Source organism: Rhizobium brockwellii (assembly GCF_000769405.2).
Lineage (GTDB): Bacteria > Pseudomonadota > Alphaproteobacteria > Rhizobiales > Rhizobiaceae > Rhizobium > Rhizobium brockwellii.
Genome location: NZ_CP053439.1, coordinates 4229409 through 4243593 on the forward strand (window position 1 = coordinate 4229409; position 14185 = coordinate 4243593).

Below are 14185 nucleotides of genomic sequence, written 5' to 3' on the forward strand. Positions count from 1 at the left end.
TTCCGTGAAAGTCAGGCCGCTGCTGCGGCCGTCAATTGCATGTCGAGATGCTTGCCATTGTGGCCGGTGATCGTGACCGGCACAAGTTCGCCGGGACGAAGGCCGGGGGCTGCGACCAGCGTGAAGTTCTCCGTATGCGCCAGGCCGTTGTTTTCAACAAGCAGCCATTGCCGGGTTCCGATCATCCGATCGAGATGGGATTGATGCAGCCTAAGTCCAGTGGCGCGCAGCCTTGCGGCGCGATCCTTGACCAGCGACCGGTCGAGCTGCGGCATGCGCGCCGCCGGCGTGCCGGGACGCGGACTGTAGGGGAAGACGTGCAGATGGGCGATACCGGCTTCTTCCGCCAGCCGCACGGCATTCTCGAACATCTCTTCGGTTTCTGTGGGAAAGCCGGCGATCATATCGGCGCCGAAGCTCATCTCGGGGCGCAGCCGGCGCGCATCCTCGATGAAACGCAACGCATCGGCGCGTAAATGCCGGCGCTTCATGCGTTTCAGGATCATGTCGTCGCCATGCTGCAGCGACAGATGCAAATGCGGCATGAAACGGGGCTCGTCGGCGATGAGATCCATCAGATGGGCATCGGCTTCGATGCTGTCGATCGAGGAAAGCCGCAGGCGGCGGATATCGGGGATCTGCTTCAGCAGCGTCTTTGCCAACAGCCCGAGCGTCGGGGCGCCCGGCAGATCGCCGCCATAGCTGGTGGCATCGACGCCGGTCAGCACGATTTCGCGATAACCGCCGTCGACGAGCTTGCGGGCCTGATCGACAACTGCTCCCATCGGTACGGAGCGGGAATTGCCGCGGCCATAGGGAATGATGCAGAAGGTGCAGCGATGGTCGCAACCGTTCTGCACCTGGATGAAGGCACGCACATGGCCGTCGATATGCCTGATCATCTGCGGCGCCGTCGCCTTGACGCTCATGATGTCGTTGACGCGGAGCTTCTCTTCGGCCGAAACGCCGAAGTCCGGCAGGCTGCGATAGGAGGCGCTCGTCAGCTTTTCCTCGTTGCCGAGCACGGCATCGACCTCTGCCATCGCGGCGAAGGTTTGCTTTTCCGTCTGCGCGGCGCAGCCGGTGACGATGATGCGGGCATGCGGATTGTCACGCCGTGCCCGGCGGATCGCCTGGCGGGCCTGGCGCACGGCCTCGCCGGTCACGGCACAGGTGTTGACCAGGATGGCGTGATTGAGCCCGGCCTTTTCAGCCTGCGCCTTCATCACTTCGGATTCATATGTGTTGAGGCGGCAGCCGAAGGTAATGACCTCGATGCCGCTCACTGCGCCTCCGCCTCTCGGGTACCCTCGCGCGACCAAAGACCGGTCGAAGGATCGAGCCTGCCCGACCATTCCCATTCGGCCGGGCCGGTCATGATCACGTGATCGTCGCGCTCGCGCCATTCGATGGAAAGCACGCCCGGCGGCTTGGCGCTTGCCACATTGATCGTCACCTTGCGGCCGGTGCGGCCGGTGCGCGCAGCACTGACGGCAGCCGAACAGGCAGCGGAGCCGCAGGCAAGCGTCAGGCCCGCGCCGCGCTCCCAGGTGCGCGTCGTCACCGATGTCGGAGAGGTCACTTGCGCCAGGGTGATATTGGCGCGCTCGGGAAACATCGGATGGTTTTCGAGCAGCGGTCCGAAACGGGCGAGGTCATAGGACATCACGTCCCTGTCCACCCAGAAGATCGCATGCGGATTGCCCATCGACATTGCCGAAGGCGAATGCAACACCGGCTTGTCGATCGGGCCGATCTGCAGTTCGATGCGGCTGGTGTCGTGGAATTCTTCCGCCAGCGGGATCCTGTCCCAATCGAACACCGGTCGGCCCATATCGACCGAAATCGTCCCGTCCTCGTGCTCGACGGCGTTGAGGATGCCGGCGACCGTCTGGAAGGTAAAGACCTTCCTGCCGGTCTCGGCGGCAAGCGCCTGCACCACGCAGCGCGTACCGTTGCCGCAGGCCTGCGCCTTCGAGCCATCGGAATTCAGGATATCGATGAAGGCATCGGTGCCTTCGGCCTTCGGATCATGGATCGCCATGATCTGATCGAACTCCGTGTGCGGATCGGCATTGAGCGCGACCGCTGCCGCCGGCGTCACTTTGTCCGGCCGGCCGCGCATGTCGACAACCAGGATCTTGTTGCCAAGCCCGTTCATCCTCGCGAATTCGACCGTTGCGCTCATGGGTATCATTCCGTCTGTCTTTCCGGTGTATATGGCGGAAATGCGAAGGAATTACCAGTGGGTGAGTGCCGGGCAGGCGTTGCGGCCCGCTGATCCATTGAGGCAGCAGTTCGGCTTTTACCGCTGTGCACCGTCGGGATCGAAGGACGCAGCATGGGCTTCGACAATAGCTGCGGTAATGACCTTTCTCAGCTCGTAGACCAGCGAGCGGGACCGCTTGCGATCCAGATCCTGTGCCGCCTTTGCAAGATTCAGGCCTTCGTTCAGGACAATATGATGGGCTCGCGCCAGCGCCCAGCTCTCAATATCAGCATTTAACATTCGATATCTCCGCCGATTCATTCGGCATCAAGGATATTCACGAATCATTTTACAGGACGCACTTAAGTAGAAAGTAGAATCATAAGCAGAATAATTTGCAACTGGCGTTGCCAGCGAATTCAGGCCCCGACTGGAATATTTATCGTCAAAACCTGAAACCCTGGGGGATTGCGCGAGCCATTACATCGATTTGCTTGAATATGTACCTTCGCTGCAACCGCTGGGTGACACGGCTACTGAGAAGTCCGCAATGCGGTCATTTGTCCGCATTGCCTTGACTTTCGCCCGACTTTCCTGTTTATCGCGCCCAATCCGCGACGAGCCGCATGACTCCGAGCCGCCGACCGGGACCTGAGATCCCGGAGGTCAACACCCGACAGCGCGATGCGCCCTCGGGTGCTTTTTGGCTTTGCGTCTTGTTTTCGTCAAGGAAAAGCACGACGTTTCCGGGCACATAAAAACCCGCCCGAAACGTATCAAGGAAGAGCCGATGTTTGAAAACCTCCAGGACCGTCTTGGATCCATTCTGAATGGACTGACAGGCCGTGGCGCGCTTTCGGAAGCCGATGTTTCCGCAGCGCTGCGTGAGGTTCGCCGTGCATTGCTGGAGGCCGACGTTGCGCTCGACGTCGTGCGTTCCTTCACCGACCGTGTGCGTGAAAAGGCCGTCGGCGCTGAGATCCTGAAGTCGATCAAGCCCGGCCAGATGGTCGTCAAGATCGTGCATGACGAGCTGATCGAGATGCTGGGCGGCGAAGGCGTCGGCATCGACCTGCATGCAGCGGCCCCGGTCGTCGTCATGATGGTCGGCCTGCAGGGCTCCGGCAAGACGACGACGTCGGCGAAGATCGCCCATCGCCTGTCGACGCGCGAGAAGAAGAAGGTGCTGATGGCATCGCTCGACACGCGCCGTCCGGCAGCCCAGGAGCAGCTTCGCCAGCTCGGCGCCCAGGCCAATATCGACACGCTGCCGATCATATCAGGCCAGTCGCCGACGGATATCGCCGCCCGCGCCGTGCAGGCGGCCAGGCTCGGCGGCCATGATGTCGTCATCCTCGACACCGCCGGCCGTACCCATATCGACGAGCCCTTGATGGTCGAGATGGCCGACATCAAGAAGCGCTCGAACCCGCATGAAATCCTGCTGGTCGCCGACAGCCTCACCGGCCAGGACGCCGTCAACCTCGCCCGCAGTTTCGACGAACGCGTCGGCATCACCGGTCTGGTGCTGACCCGCATGGACGGCGATGGCCGCGGCGGTGCCGCCCTTTCGATGCGCGCCGTCACCGGCAAGCCGATCAAGCTGATCGGCGTCGGCGAGAAGATGAGCGAGCTGGAGGAATTCCATCCCCGCCGCATCGCCGACCGTATTCTCGGCATGGGCGACATCGTCTCGCTCGTCGAGCGCGCAGCGGAAAACATCGACGCCGAGAAGGCGGCCGCCATGGCCGCCAAGATGGCCAAGGGCAAGTTCGATCTCGACGACCTCGCCGACCAGCTGCGCCAGATGCAGAAGATGGGCGGCATGGGCGGCATCATGGGCATGATGCCCGGAATGGCCGGCATGAAGGATAAGATGGCCGCAGCCGGCCTCGACGACAAGCTTTTCGGCCGCCAGATCGCCATCATCCAGTCGATGACCAAAGCCGAGCGCACCAATCCCGACCTGCTCAAGCATTCGCGCAAGAAGCGCATCGCCGCCGGTTCCGGCACCGATGCCGCCGCCATCAACAAGCTTCTGAAGATGCACCGCCAGATGGCGGACATGATGAAGATGATGGGCGGCAAGGGCAAAGGCGGCATGATGAAGCAGATGATGGGCGGCCTTGCCGGCAAGATGGGGCTCGGCGGCGGCATGGGCGGCATGGGTGGCGGCATGCCCGATCTCTCGAATATCGATCCCCGGCAGCTCGAGGCCTTGCAGAAGCAGGCGGAAGCGGCGGGGCTTGGAAAACCGGGTGGGGGCATGCCCGGTCTCGGCGGTCTGCCGGGTGGTTTGTCGGGCCTCGGCGGCGCCAAGCTGCCGGGCCTTGGCGGTGGTTTCCCGGGATTGCCCGGATTGCCGAAGAAGAAGTGAAAGGATCGCTTGCCCCATGATTGATCCAAACGTCAAAGCCCAGCTCGCGAGCTATCGTCAGTCGATCGACAATATCGATGCCGCTCTCGTGCACATGCTGGCCGAACGCTTCCGCTGCACCAAAGAGGTCGGCGTGCTGAAGGCCAAATACAATTTGCCGCCGGCCGACCCGGCGCGCGAGGAATACCAGATCGAACGCCTTCGCCAGCTGGCGAAAGCCGCCAATCTGGACCCGGATTTCGCTGAGAAGTTCCTGAACTTCGTCATCAAGGAAGTCATCCGGCATCATGAGCAGATCGCTGCGGATCACGCTGAACAGAGCGCTGCAGCCCGATAACCCGTACCGCTCAAGATAGCGGTCAAGAAAAGCCCAAGGAGTAAAGAACATGGCACTGAAAATTCGTCTCGCCCGCGGTGGTTCCAAGAAGCGCCCGTACTACCACGTCGTTCTCGCCGATGCGCGCAGCCCGCGTGACGGCCGCTTCCTCGAAAACCTCGGTTCCTGGAACCCGATGCTTGCCAAGGACGATGAGAAGCGCGTTCAGCTGAACGCCGAGCGCATCAAGCATTGGATCGAACACGGCGCTCAGCCGACCGACCGCGTTCTGCGCTTCCTCGATGAGGCAGGCGTTGCCAAGCGCGAAGTCAAGAACAACCCGGTCAAGGCAAAGCCCGGCAAGCGCGCCCAGGAACGCGCCGCCGAAAAGGCTCAGAAGGTCACCGACGCCGCTGCTGCTGCTGCAGACGCCGCGGAATAATCGCGACATTCCCTTCGAGCGGGCGGCATGGCGACATGCCGCCCGTTTTCGTTTCCAATCGCCTGCACTTCGTTTATGAGAAACCTGTCTTTCGGCTTCACATGAAGGAACCCATGACCAAGCTTGAAAACCCCGTTCTGATGGCGACGATCGGTGGCGCGCAAGGCCTCCGGGGCGAGGTGCGCGCCAAGGCCTATACGGCCGATCCCGGCGCGCTTGGCGACTACGGCCATCTGCACAGCATGGACGGCCGCAGCTTCGAAGTCCTCGAAATCCGCGAGATGAAGAATGTCGTCGTCGTCCGTTTCCGCGGCGTCAACGACCGCAATGCCGCCGAGGCTCTGAACGGGCTTGAACTCTATATCGAGCGGGACAACCTGCCGGACGAGGAGCTGGAGGACGACGAGTTCTACTACGCCGACCTCGAGGGGCTCGAGGCGCGCGACGACAAGGGCGTCAGCTATGGCACAGTCACCGGCGTCTTCGATTTCGGCGCCGGCGACCTGCTGGAACTCAAAGGTCCGGGCAAACGTCCGGTGCTGATCCCCTTCTCGGAAGCCTCGGTGCTGGAGATCGACCTCGAGGCCGGCACGCTGCTGATCGATCCGCTGGCGGCGGGGCTGGTCGAAGATCCCGAAGAGCTTTCGAAATTCACTCCCGACAAGCCGAAAAAGAAGAAGTAATGGCTTTCCGGGCGAGCGTGCTGACACTTTATCCGGAAATGTTTCCGGGGCATCTGGGCTTCTCGCTCGCCGGCAAGGCGATGGAGCGGGGGCAATGGTCGCTGGACACGGTTCAGATCCGCGACTTCGCCACCGACAGACACCGCACCGTCGACGACACCCCGGCCGGCGGCGGCGCCGGCATGGTGCTGAAACCAGACATTCTCGCCCGCGCGATCGACAGCGCCTCAGAAAACGATACCCGCCCGCGGCTGCTGATGAGCCCGCGCGGCCGGCCGTTGACGCAGGAGCGTGTGCGCGAGCTCGCGGCGGGTGACGGCGTCATCATCGTCTGCGGCCGCTTCGAGGGCGTCGACCAGCGGGTGATCGAGGCGCGCGGCCTGGAAGAGGTCTCGATCGGCGACTACGTCCTATCAGGCGGCGAGCCGGCGGCGCTGATCGTGCTCGATGCGATCATCCGCATCCTGCCTGGTGTCATGGGCAACGATCTTTCCGGCCTGCACGAAAGCTTCGAAGGCGGACTGCTGGAACATCCGCACTATACCCGGCCGCAGGAATGGGAGGGCAGGGAAATCCCCGCGATCCTCACCTCGGGCAACCACGGCGCGATCGAGAAATGGCGGCATCAGGAAGCGGTGCGGCTGACGCGGCAGCGGCGGCCGGATCTGCTCGAAGAAGACTAGCGCATCGGCCCAAAAATCGGGATCGAATATCGGAAAGCGCGATGCGGAGATTCAAAATGTTACAGCGTCCTTAGCGCGTCTGAAAAGACGATCGGCGCTGTAAAGTGAGAAAAACGGCTGATTTCGCAGCCCTTTTCACAAAAATGCCGCCCAAGGGATGACAAGCCCCGGCCTTTCGTGTATTGGCGCACGCGGAAATGGGGTTTATCCCCGTCTGCCAGCAAACAAAGAATGGCGAATCCGCTCCCGCCCTGACGGGCAAAGTCCTGAGGCAAGTTCCGAAGGATCAGTGTCGAGCGCTCTGGCTGTTTCAGAAGAACCAAAGGTTAAGACGATGAACATCATTCAGCAGCTTGAGGCCGAACAGGCCGCCAAGATCGAAGCCAAGCGCACGCTTCCCGAATTTTCCCCGGGCGACACCGTCCGCGTCAACGTGAAGGTCACGGAAGGCACCCGTACCCGCGTTCAGGCCTATGAAGGCGTCTGCATCGCCCGCTCCGGCGGCGGCCTGCAGGAAAACTTCACGGTCCGCAAGATCTCCTACGGCGAAGGTGTCGAGCGCGTATTCCCGATCTACTCGCCGATGATCGAAAGCGTCGACGTCGTTCGCCGCGGTAAGGTCCGTCGCGCCAAGCTCTATTACCTGCGCGACCGTCGCGGCAAGTCTGCCCGTATCGTTGAAGACACCGGCGTCCGCGCCCGCAAACTCAACGACGCCGAGCGCGCCGCCATTGCCGAGGAAAAGGCACGTATCGAAGCTGAAAAGGTTGCAGCAGCCCAGGCGCTCGCCGCCGAGAAGGCAGCAGCAGAAGCTGCAGAAGCCAAGGCCGCTGCTGAAAAGGCCGCCGCAGAAGCAGCCGCCGCTGCAGCGGAACCGGCAGCAGAATAAGATCTGCGCTAGGCAAAATTCTTTGCTTGGAAAGGCGGCCTTCGGGTCGCCTTTTCTATTTTTTGCCCGGACACGCAGCCGGCGGCCTTGCCTCAGGCCCATCTTCCGTGACAGTTTTTGCCGTTCAATTTGGGAAACCGTTCAATGTTGTTTCGTCGTACCGTTCTTGCGAGCTTCGCCGCCCTTGCTCTTCTGCCCCTCGCCGCATCGGCCGCTGAGCTGCCTGATCTCGGCGGCAAGAGCGTCGTCGTCGTCACCGAGAATGCCTATCCGCCGCTGCAATTCGTCGATCCGAAATCCGGCAAGGCGATCGGCTGGGAATATGATGCGATGAACGAGATCGCCAAGCGGCTGAATTTCAAGGTCGAATACCAGAACACCAGCTGGGACGCGATGATCCAGGCGGTGTCCGACGGCCAGTATAACATCGGCATGACCGGCATCACCATCAAGGAAGACCGCAAGCAGAAGGTGGATTTCTCCGATCCGTACATGCGCTCGCAGCAGTTCATGCTGGTGCGCGGCGACGAGAAGCGCTTCACCGATGCCAAGTCGTTCGGCGAATTCAAGGACGGCCTGGTGGGCGCGCAGGCCGGCACCACGCCTTTCTACACCGCCGTCTACGAAGTGCTTGATGGCAACGAGCAGAACCCGCGCATCAAACTCTTCGAAACCTTCGGCGCCACCGTCCAGGCCTTGAAGGCCGGCGACGTCGACGTCGTGCTGACCGACGGCACCGCCGGCAAGGGTTATGTCGATGCCTCGAACGGTGCCCTGAAGCTGGTCGGCGGACCGCTCGGCACCGAGGATTTCGGCTTCATCTTCCCGAAAGGCTCCGACCTCGTCGCCCCGGTCAATGCCGCGATCGCCGCACTCAAGGCCGACGGCACGCTGGATGCGCTGAACAAGAAGTGGTTCCTCGACTACAAGATGGGCGAATGACGCCGAGCAATGGCCCTGCGACCATCTCCCGACAGATACGTCAAGGATGACTATCCCTGGTGGCTGGTCGCCCTCGTCGCGATCGGCCTCGTCCTTGCCGCCGTCATCGTCGCCAACGATATCTATGCCCAGGTTTTCCGCACCGTCGTCAACGGTGTCGGCATTACCGTCTTCGTCACGCTGGTCGCCTTCGTGCTCGCCACCGTGCTCGGCCTCGGCATCTGCCTGCTCGGCATGGCTGACAGCCAGGTGCTACGGCAGATCGCACGATTCTACATCGAGATCATCCGCGGCATACCCGTCCTCGTGCTGCTGTTCTACGTCGCCTTCGTCGGCGCGCCGGCCCTGGTCGCAGCCTATAATTTCCTGATTTCGCCGCTGGTGACATCAGGTGTGACCGAACCCATTCTGGTGCGCGACCTCTCGCTGATGTGGCGAGCGATCATCGCGCTGACGGTCGGCTATTCCTCCTTCATCGCCGAAATCTTCCGGGCCGGTTTCCAGTCGGTCGATCTCGGCCAGATCGAGGCGGCCAAGGCGCTTGGCCTGTCGCGCTACCGGCGCTTCCGCTCCGTCATCTTCCCACAGGCGATCCGGGTGATCTTCCCGCCGCTCTCCAACGATTTCGTCTCGATGGTGAAGGACAGTTCGCTCGTCTCCGTCCTCGGCGTCGCCGACATCACCCAGATGGGCAAGGTCTATGCCGCCGGCTCTTTCCGCTTCTTCGAGACCTATTCGATCGTCACCTATATCTATCTGATCCTGACGATCGGCCTGTCGCTGGCGCTGCGGCGGACGGAGAAATGGATGAAGTCGCGGTGAACGAAGCCAACTTTTTGCTTGCGTTTTTTCCAGGAGCATTTTCTAGGTTGCAAAGTCTTGGAGTCTTTAGATGAGCGCGCCTATCCCGTTTTTCTTGGCGATCGTTGTTTTTGCCGGCACGATATCATTTCCGGCTGAAGCCACCGAATTTCCCGCGTTTCAAGGGGGATTTTGTACGGAAGTCGCAAAACAGCCGATAAAGCCCGCCGACCGTTTCCTTGCTCTCACACAATGTAATCGCTCCGAAAATCGCTTTAAGGAGCAATTGCAGAAACATTGGTTCCTGGTCACCGACGATGACATGAAATTCTGTATGAAATCTAAGGGAACCATGAATGAGATTAAATCCTATCAGCAGCTCATGGGATGCCTTTCAGTTATCGTTGGTCAAAAATGTTATTCGGGAACGCTGACTTGTCGCGGAAAAACGCTATGAAGATGCCATTCTTAGAATTTTCCGCCGCCACACTTCTTTTGGTAGCCGCTATTGCAGAACCGTATTCTGTGGAAGCAGCAGAGTTGCCTGAATATGACGGCTCATACTGTGTCCAGCTAAACTCAAAGATGCTGAATGCCGATGAAAAAAACGTCGAGACAAACAAGTGCCTTCAGGATGAAGCCGACGCAAAGAAAAAGCTCGCTGAGCACTGGGCGATCGTCTCGGAAAAATCATTTACCTACTGCCGCACTTTAGGCCAGGGATCTTATCGACCACTCCTACGCTGCTTGGCAAGCAATGTCGGCTATCGTTGCTTTCAAGACGAACTAAGCTGTAATTGGAATTGAGGCCGACAGTTCGCCCGAGAAATATTCGACTCTGTCACCCGCTCTATCCACTGGCCCATGTGACTTTGCAGAACATTGCTCAGGCGGTGGAAAGTTGCTATATGCACGCCATGGAATCCAAGTTCAGATGCATTGGTGCGCATATTTTCGTGCTGCAGGACCATTATCGCCTGCCGGCCCGGTTTTTTGCGTGCGTGTCCGGTGCGCTCAACAGCCGACTTCGTTGATCGAATGACGGCCGGCGGAGCCTGATCTGCCATTTCTCGATTTTCCAAAAGCTTTAGAAAAACGGACTTAACGCCATGAGCGCACCGCGTACCCTCTACGACAAGATCTGGGACGATCATCTGGTCGACGAACAGCCGGACGGCACCTGTCTTCTCTACATCGACCGCCACCTGGTCCACGAAGTCACCTCGCCGCAGGCTTTCGAAGGCCTGCGCATGACCGGCCGCAAGGTTCGCGCGCCGGAAAAGACGCTCGCCGTCGTCGACCATAACGTCCCAACCTCGCCCGACCGCCATCTCGGCATCAAGAACGAGGAAAGCCGCATCCAGGTGGAAGCGCTGGCGACCAACGCCGCCGAATTCGGCGTCGAATATTATTCGGCAAGCGACAAGCGCCAGGGGATCGTCCACATTGTCGGTCCGGAACAGGGCTTCACCCTGCCCGGCATGACCATCGTCTGCGGCGACAGCCACACCTCGACGCATGGCGCTTTCGGCGCGCTGGCACACGGCATCGGCACCTCCGAGGTCGAGCATGTGCTGGCGACCCAGACGCTGATCCAGAAGAAGGCAAAGAACATGCTGGTGCGGGTCGACGGCGTGCTTCCGCCGCACGTCACGGCCAAGGACATCATCCTTGCCATCATCGGCGAGATCGGCACGGCCGGCGGCACCGGCCACGTGATCGAATTTGCCGGCGAAGCGATCCGCGCGCTGTCGATGGAAGGCCGGATGACCGTCTGCAACATGACGATCGAAGGCGGCGCCCGCGCCGGCCTGATCGCCCCTGACGAAAAGACCTTCGAGTACATCAAGGGCAAGCCGCGCGCGCCGAAGGGCGAGGCGCTGGAACAGGCGATCGCCTACTGGAAGACGCTGCAGACCGACGAGGGCGCGCATTACGACCGCGTTGTCGTGCTCGATGCCGCCAGCCTGCCGCCGATCGTTTCCTGGGGCTCCTCGCCCGAGGATGTCATCTCCGTCCAGGGCATCGTTCCGAACCCCGATGACATCCAGGACGAAACCAAGCGCACCTCCAAGTGGCGCGCGCTCGACTATATGGGCCTGAAGCCGGGCACGAAGATGACCGACATCACGCTTGACCGCGTCTTCATTGGCTCCTGCACCAACGGCCGCATCGAGGATCTGCGCGAAGTCGCCAAGGTCGTCGAAGGCAAGACGGTTGCCTCAACCGTCGACGCAATGATCGTTCCAGGTTCCGGCCTCGTCAAGGAACAGGCGGAAGCCGAAGGCCTCGACAAGATCTTCAAGGCCGCCGGTTTCGACTGGCGCGAGCCGGGCTGCTCCATGTGCCTTGCGATGAACGACGATCGCCTGAAGCCGGGCGAACGCTGCGCTTCGACCTCGAACCGCAACTTCGAAGGCCGCCAGGGCTTCAAGGGTCGCACGCACCTCGTCTCGCCGGCAATGGCCGCTGCAGCCGCGATCGCCGGGCACTTCGTCGATATCCGCGAGTGGAACTGATCCGTCGAAACGTATGACAATCAAAAGCCCACCGATGCCCCTGCGCATCGGTGGGCTTCTAATTTATGGCACCCCGTGCCTTCGGCACCTGGTGGATAATGCCCCCATGGGCTTGTCAGTGAATGACCCGCATTCTCGATTTCACCCGTTCGGGCAATCGACATCGGAGAGTGCCTGTGGCTTCATCGAGATGGCGCTTTCGGACGCATCTCGCGCGACTTTCGACAGGCACGCTTCCGGGCGTCCACTGCCGGTCCCGGCGATCAACCCGCCTGGTTGTGCCAGCAAAGCTCCGCGTTGTGTGATCTGGGAGAATGGCCATGAGACAGAAAATGGCAGGACGCCTGCCGCAAACCATCCTGGGCCTGTTCGTATCGCTGGCATCGATCGATGCCAGCGCGGCTGCGCCGATCCATCCGACCGTACCGCCGATCACGGTCTCTTCCGGCTTGTGGCAACAGGTCGCGCAAAACAAGGCACCGTCTCTCAATGGCTATCGCGGCTATAGCAACGCCCGGCCCGGCTATATCAAGAGCTCGAATGGCTATTGGTATCCCTCGCGCGCCTTCGCTTCGGACGATTATACCGGTTCGATCGGGCGTCCGCAGCGCTTGAACAATGCCTGCAACTTCGGTTTTACCCCGACCAACGGATCGTCCAAATGTAACTATTGAAGCGGCAGGCCCATCATACAAAGGCCGCCGCGGGTGATCTCTCCCGAGGCGGCCGCTGATTGGCTTGGCAATGATCGGGACGGCGATCAGAAGGTCGCCGTTATCGGATCCGGCCCCATGCGGGCGCCGGCGCTGTCGAGCTTGGCGATCGCGGCCATGTCGTCGGCATCGAGCTTGAAGTCGAACACCTGGAAGTTCTCCTCGATGCGCGACGGCGTCACCGATTTCGGGATGACGACGAGGCCGGTGTCGATGTGCCAGCGAATGATCACCTGGGCCGGCGTCTTCTGATGTTTTTTGGCGATCTCGCCGATAACAGCGTTCGAGATGAACTTGCCTTGACCGAGCGGGCTCCAGGATTCGGTGGCGATATTCAGCTTCTGATGTGCCTCCTGCGCCACCTTCTGCTGGAAATCGGGATGCAGCTCGATCTGGTTGATGACCGGAACGACGCCGGTCTCGCCGATGATACGCTCAAGATGTTCGGGATTGAAATTCGACACGCCGATCGAACGGGCACGGCCCTCTTCCCGGATGCGGGCGAAAGCCTTCCAGGTCTCCGTATAAAGGCCGCGATGCGGTGACGGCCAGTGAATGAGGTAGAGGTCGACATACTCGGAACCGAGCTTCTTCAGGCTGCCGTCGAAGGCGCGCAGCGTATTGTCATAGCCTTGATCGGTATTCCTGAGCTTGGTGGTGACGAAGATGTCCTTGCGGTCGAGGCCGGAAGAGCGGATGCCTTCGCCGACACCCTCTTCGTTGTCGTAGCCGGAAGCGGTATCGATGTGACGATAGCCGGCGGCGATCGCCGTGCGCACGGTGGGAGCGGCAATATCCTGCGGCGTCTGCCAGACGCCGAGGCCGACTTGTGGAATGGAATGTCCGTCATGGAAAGTGATGATAGGTTGAGCGGTCACAATATATCTCCGGGAGTTTGAAGAATTGGACGAGGCATGAATTGCGTCCGCGCTTGCGGGCGTCCCTGAACGCATTTCAGCCGGAGCGTTCGGTCACCGCAAGCATATAGGTGACCGCATCCGGAAGACAATCAGACGACGCGGACAATCGTTCCCTTTCGAAGGTGAGGCAGCAGGCGGCGCATGTCGCGCAGACTTACCGCGACGCAGCCCGCCGTCGGCTCGTAGCCTGGCCGGATGAGGTGGAAGAAGATCGCCGAGCCGCGATTGCGCGCACGCGAGGAAATGTTCCAGTCCATCACCAGGCAGATATCGTAGAGCCCGTCGCTGCGCCGCATTTCCTCGTGACTTGCGCTGAAAGGCGCCCTGACGAGGCGGTTGTAGCTGGCACTGCCGGACTGATCGCACCAGAGCATGTCGGGGCGAATGCGGCGGATGGAAAGCGGAGTGACGAGCCGGCCATTCCGCTCGCCGCGCCGGAAGCCTGATATCAGCCTCATCGAGGCGATCGGCGTGGCGCCGTCGCCCTCGCGTTTCATCACTGTGCGGCCGGAGCGGCCGATCGCGGCGGGCACGGTGATGGTGCCGAGCCGGACGATCGCCCGGCTCTTGCGCCCCGGCGCAGGACGCACCACCATCGCCGACGGCGTCATACCCCGCCTCTGCCTTGCTTTTTCCATTTTTCTCGCATGTCGTGCCTTGTCTGGGGCTTCGATTGAAATCATATCAAAAC

The 14185-nt window shown here is 60.9% G+C and carries 17 protein-coding genes; 12 read left to right on the plus strand and 5 right to left on the minus strand.

Going from position 1 to position 14185, the window contains the following annotated elements:
* Positions 1-11 precede the first annotated feature (11 nt).
* From mtaB to RLCC275e_RS20775, 3 genes are all read right to left on the minus strand, one after another.
* On the minus strand, positions 12-1286 hold the full coding sequence (gene mtaB, locus RLCC275e_RS20765) for a tRNA (N(6)-L-threonylcarbamoyladenosine(37)-C(2))-methylthiotransferase MtaB (RefSeq protein WP_033181891.1): 1275 nt from the start codon (positions 1284-1286) through the stop codon (positions 12-14).
* On the minus strand, positions 1283-2188 hold the full coding sequence (gene dapF, locus RLCC275e_RS20770; RefSeq protein WP_033181892.1) for a diaminopimelate epimerase: 906 nt from the start codon (positions 2186-2188) through the stop codon (positions 1283-1285). The genes mtaB and dapF overlap by 4 nt, the downstream gene beginning before the upstream one ends.
* 117 nt (positions 2189-2305) lie before the next feature.
* A complete protein-coding gene (locus tag RLCC275e_RS20775; protein WP_017962453.1) occupies positions 2306-2530 on the minus strand; it encodes a hypothetical protein in 225 nt (74 codons plus the stop codon).
* Positions 2531-2999: 469 nt separating this feature from the next.
* Here RLCC275e_RS20775 and ffh point away from each other — a divergent pair, with 469 nt between their 5' ends.
* The 12 genes from ffh (at position 3000) to RLCC275e_RS20835 (ending at position 12535) form a co-directional block, all read left to right on the plus strand.
* The gene (gene ffh, locus RLCC275e_RS20780; RefSeq protein ID WP_033181893.1) at positions 3000-4586 is read left to right on the plus strand and encodes a signal recognition particle protein; all 1587 of its coding nucleotides are present in this window, start codon (positions 3000-3002) and stop codon (positions 4584-4586) included.
* 16 nt (positions 4587-4602) lie between these two features.
* A complete protein-coding gene (locus RLCC275e_RS20785; protein ID WP_003543666.1) occupies positions 4603-4923 on the plus strand; it encodes a chorismate mutase in 321 nt (106 codons plus the stop codon).
* A 49-nt stretch (positions 4924-4972) separates the two neighbouring features.
* Positions 4973-5344, plus strand: a complete 372-nt coding sequence (rpsP, locus tag RLCC275e_RS20790; RefSeq protein ID WP_012759371.1) for a 30S ribosomal protein S16 — start codon at positions 4973-4975, stop codon at positions 5342-5344.
* 113 nt (positions 5345-5457) lie between these two features.
* On the plus strand, positions 5458-6027 hold the full coding sequence (gene rimM / locus RLCC275e_RS20795) for a ribosome maturation factor RimM (protein WP_012759372.1): 570 nt from the start codon (positions 5458-5460) through the stop codon (positions 6025-6027).
* On the plus strand, positions 6027-6710 hold the full coding sequence (gene trmD / locus RLCC275e_RS20800) for a tRNA (guanosine(37)-N1)-methyltransferase TrmD (protein WP_033181894.1): 684 nt from the start codon (positions 6027-6029) through the stop codon (positions 6708-6710). Before rimM ends, trmD begins: the two co-directional genes overlap by 1 nt.
* Positions 6711-7044: 334 nt before the next feature.
* A complete protein-coding gene (rplS, locus tag RLCC275e_RS20805) occupies positions 7045-7599 on the plus strand; it encodes a 50S ribosomal protein L19 (protein WP_033181895.1) in 555 nt (184 codons plus the stop codon).
* 144 nt (positions 7600-7743) lie between these two features.
* Positions 7744-8541, plus strand: a complete 798-nt coding sequence (locus RLCC275e_RS20810; RefSeq protein ID WP_033181896.1) for a basic amino acid ABC transporter substrate-binding protein — start codon at positions 7744-7746, stop codon at positions 8539-8541.
* A gap of 9 nt (positions 8542-8550) precedes the next feature.
* Positions 8551-9363 (plus strand): amino acid ABC transporter permease, encoded by an 813-nt coding sequence (locus tag RLCC275e_RS20815; protein ID WP_033181897.1) that lies wholly within the window; start codon positions 8551-8553, stop codon positions 9361-9363.
* Between the two features lie 70 nt (positions 9364-9433).
* Positions 9434-9799 (plus strand): hypothetical protein, encoded by a 366-nt coding sequence (locus RLCC275e_RS20820; RefSeq protein WP_033181898.1) that lies wholly within the window; start codon positions 9434-9436, stop codon positions 9797-9799.
* Positions 9796-10149, plus strand: coding sequence for a hypothetical protein (locus tag RLCC275e_RS20825; RefSeq protein ID WP_033181899.1), 354 nt, complete (start codon positions 9796-9798; stop codon positions 10147-10149). The genes RLCC275e_RS20820 and RLCC275e_RS20825 overlap by 4 nt, the downstream gene beginning before the upstream one ends.
* A gap of 302 nt (positions 10150-10451) precedes the next feature.
* Positions 10452-11861: a 3-isopropylmalate dehydratase large subunit gene (leuC, locus tag RLCC275e_RS20830; RefSeq protein WP_033181900.1), complete on the plus strand. Its 1410-nt coding sequence runs from the start codon at positions 10452-10454 to the stop codon at positions 11859-11861.
* Positions 11862-12181: 320 nt separating this feature from the next.
* The gene (locus RLCC275e_RS20835) at positions 12182-12535 is read left to right on the plus strand and encodes a hypothetical protein (RefSeq protein WP_033181901.1); all 354 of its coding nucleotides are present in this window, start codon (positions 12182-12184) and stop codon (positions 12533-12535) included.
* Positions 12536-12621: 86 nt separating this feature from the next.
* On the opposite strand, the gene RLCC275e_RS20840 is transcribed toward RLCC275e_RS20835, so the two are convergent.
* Positions 12622-13452 (minus strand): aldo/keto reductase, encoded by an 831-nt coding sequence (locus tag RLCC275e_RS20840; RefSeq protein WP_033181902.1) that lies wholly within the window; start codon positions 13450-13452, stop codon positions 12622-12624.
* A 131-nt stretch (positions 13453-13583) separates the two neighbouring features.
* The gene (locus RLCC275e_RS20845) at positions 13584-14105 is read right to left on the minus strand and encodes a L,D-transpeptidase family protein (protein ID WP_033181903.1); all 522 of its coding nucleotides are present in this window, start codon (positions 14103-14105) and stop codon (positions 13584-13586) included.
* Between the last annotated feature and the right edge of the window lie 80 nt (positions 14106-14185).

Excerpts from the sequence above, each read along its gene's own strand:
- RLCC275e_RS20825 (WP_033181899.1), top strand. The coding sequence starts at position 9,796 with ATGAAGATGCCATTCTTAGAATTTTCCGCCGCCACACTTCTTTTGGTA.
- rpsP (WP_012759371.1), top strand. The coding sequence starts at position 4,973 with ATGGCACTGAAAATTCGTCTCGCCCGCGGTGGTTCCAAGAAGCGCCCG.
- RLCC275e_RS20815 (WP_033181897.1), top strand. The coding sequence starts at position 8,551 with ATGGCCCTGCGACCATCTCCCGACAGATACGTCAAGGATGACTATCCC.
- RLCC275e_RS20835 (WP_033181901.1), top strand. The coding sequence starts at position 12,182 with ATGAGACAGAAAATGGCAGGACGCCTGCCGCAAACCATCCTGGGCCTG.
- trmD (WP_033181894.1), top strand. The coding sequence starts at position 6,027 with ATGGCTTTCCGGGCGAGCGTGCTGACACTTTATCCGGAAATGTTTCCG.
- RLCC275e_RS20820 (WP_033181898.1), top strand. The coding sequence starts at position 9,434 with ATGAGCGCGCCTATCCCGTTTTTCTTGGCGATCGTTGTTTTTGCCGGC.
- ffh (WP_033181893.1), top strand. The coding sequence starts at position 3,000 with ATGTTTGAAAACCTCCAGGACCGTCTTGGATCCATTCTGAATGGACTG.
- RLCC275e_RS20845 (WP_033181903.1), bottom strand. The coding sequence starts at position 14,105 with ATGACGCCGTCGGCGATGGTGGTGCGTCCTGCGCCGGGGCGCAAGAGC.
- dapF (WP_033181892.1), bottom strand. The coding sequence starts at position 2,188 with ATGAGCGCAACGGTCGAATTCGCGAGGATGAACGGGCTTGGCAACAAG.
- leuC (WP_033181900.1), top strand. The coding sequence starts at position 10,452 with ATGAGCGCACCGCGTACCCTCTACGACAAGATCTGGGACGATCATCTG.
- RLCC275e_RS20785 (WP_003543666.1), top strand. The coding sequence starts at position 4,603 with ATGATTGATCCAAACGTCAAAGCCCAGCTCGCGAGCTATCGTCAGTCG.
- rimM (WP_012759372.1), top strand. The coding sequence starts at position 5,458 with ATGACCAAGCTTGAAAACCCCGTTCTGATGGCGACGATCGGTGGCGCG.
- RLCC275e_RS20775 (WP_017962453.1), bottom strand. The coding sequence starts at position 2,530 with ATGAATCGGCGGAGATATCGAATGTTAAATGCTGATATTGAGAGCTGG.
- rplS (WP_033181895.1), top strand. The coding sequence starts at position 7,045 with ATGAACATCATTCAGCAGCTTGAGGCCGAACAGGCCGCCAAGATCGAA.
- RLCC275e_RS20810 (WP_033181896.1), top strand. The coding sequence starts at position 7,744 with ATGTTGTTTCGTCGTACCGTTCTTGCGAGCTTCGCCGCCCTTGCTCTT.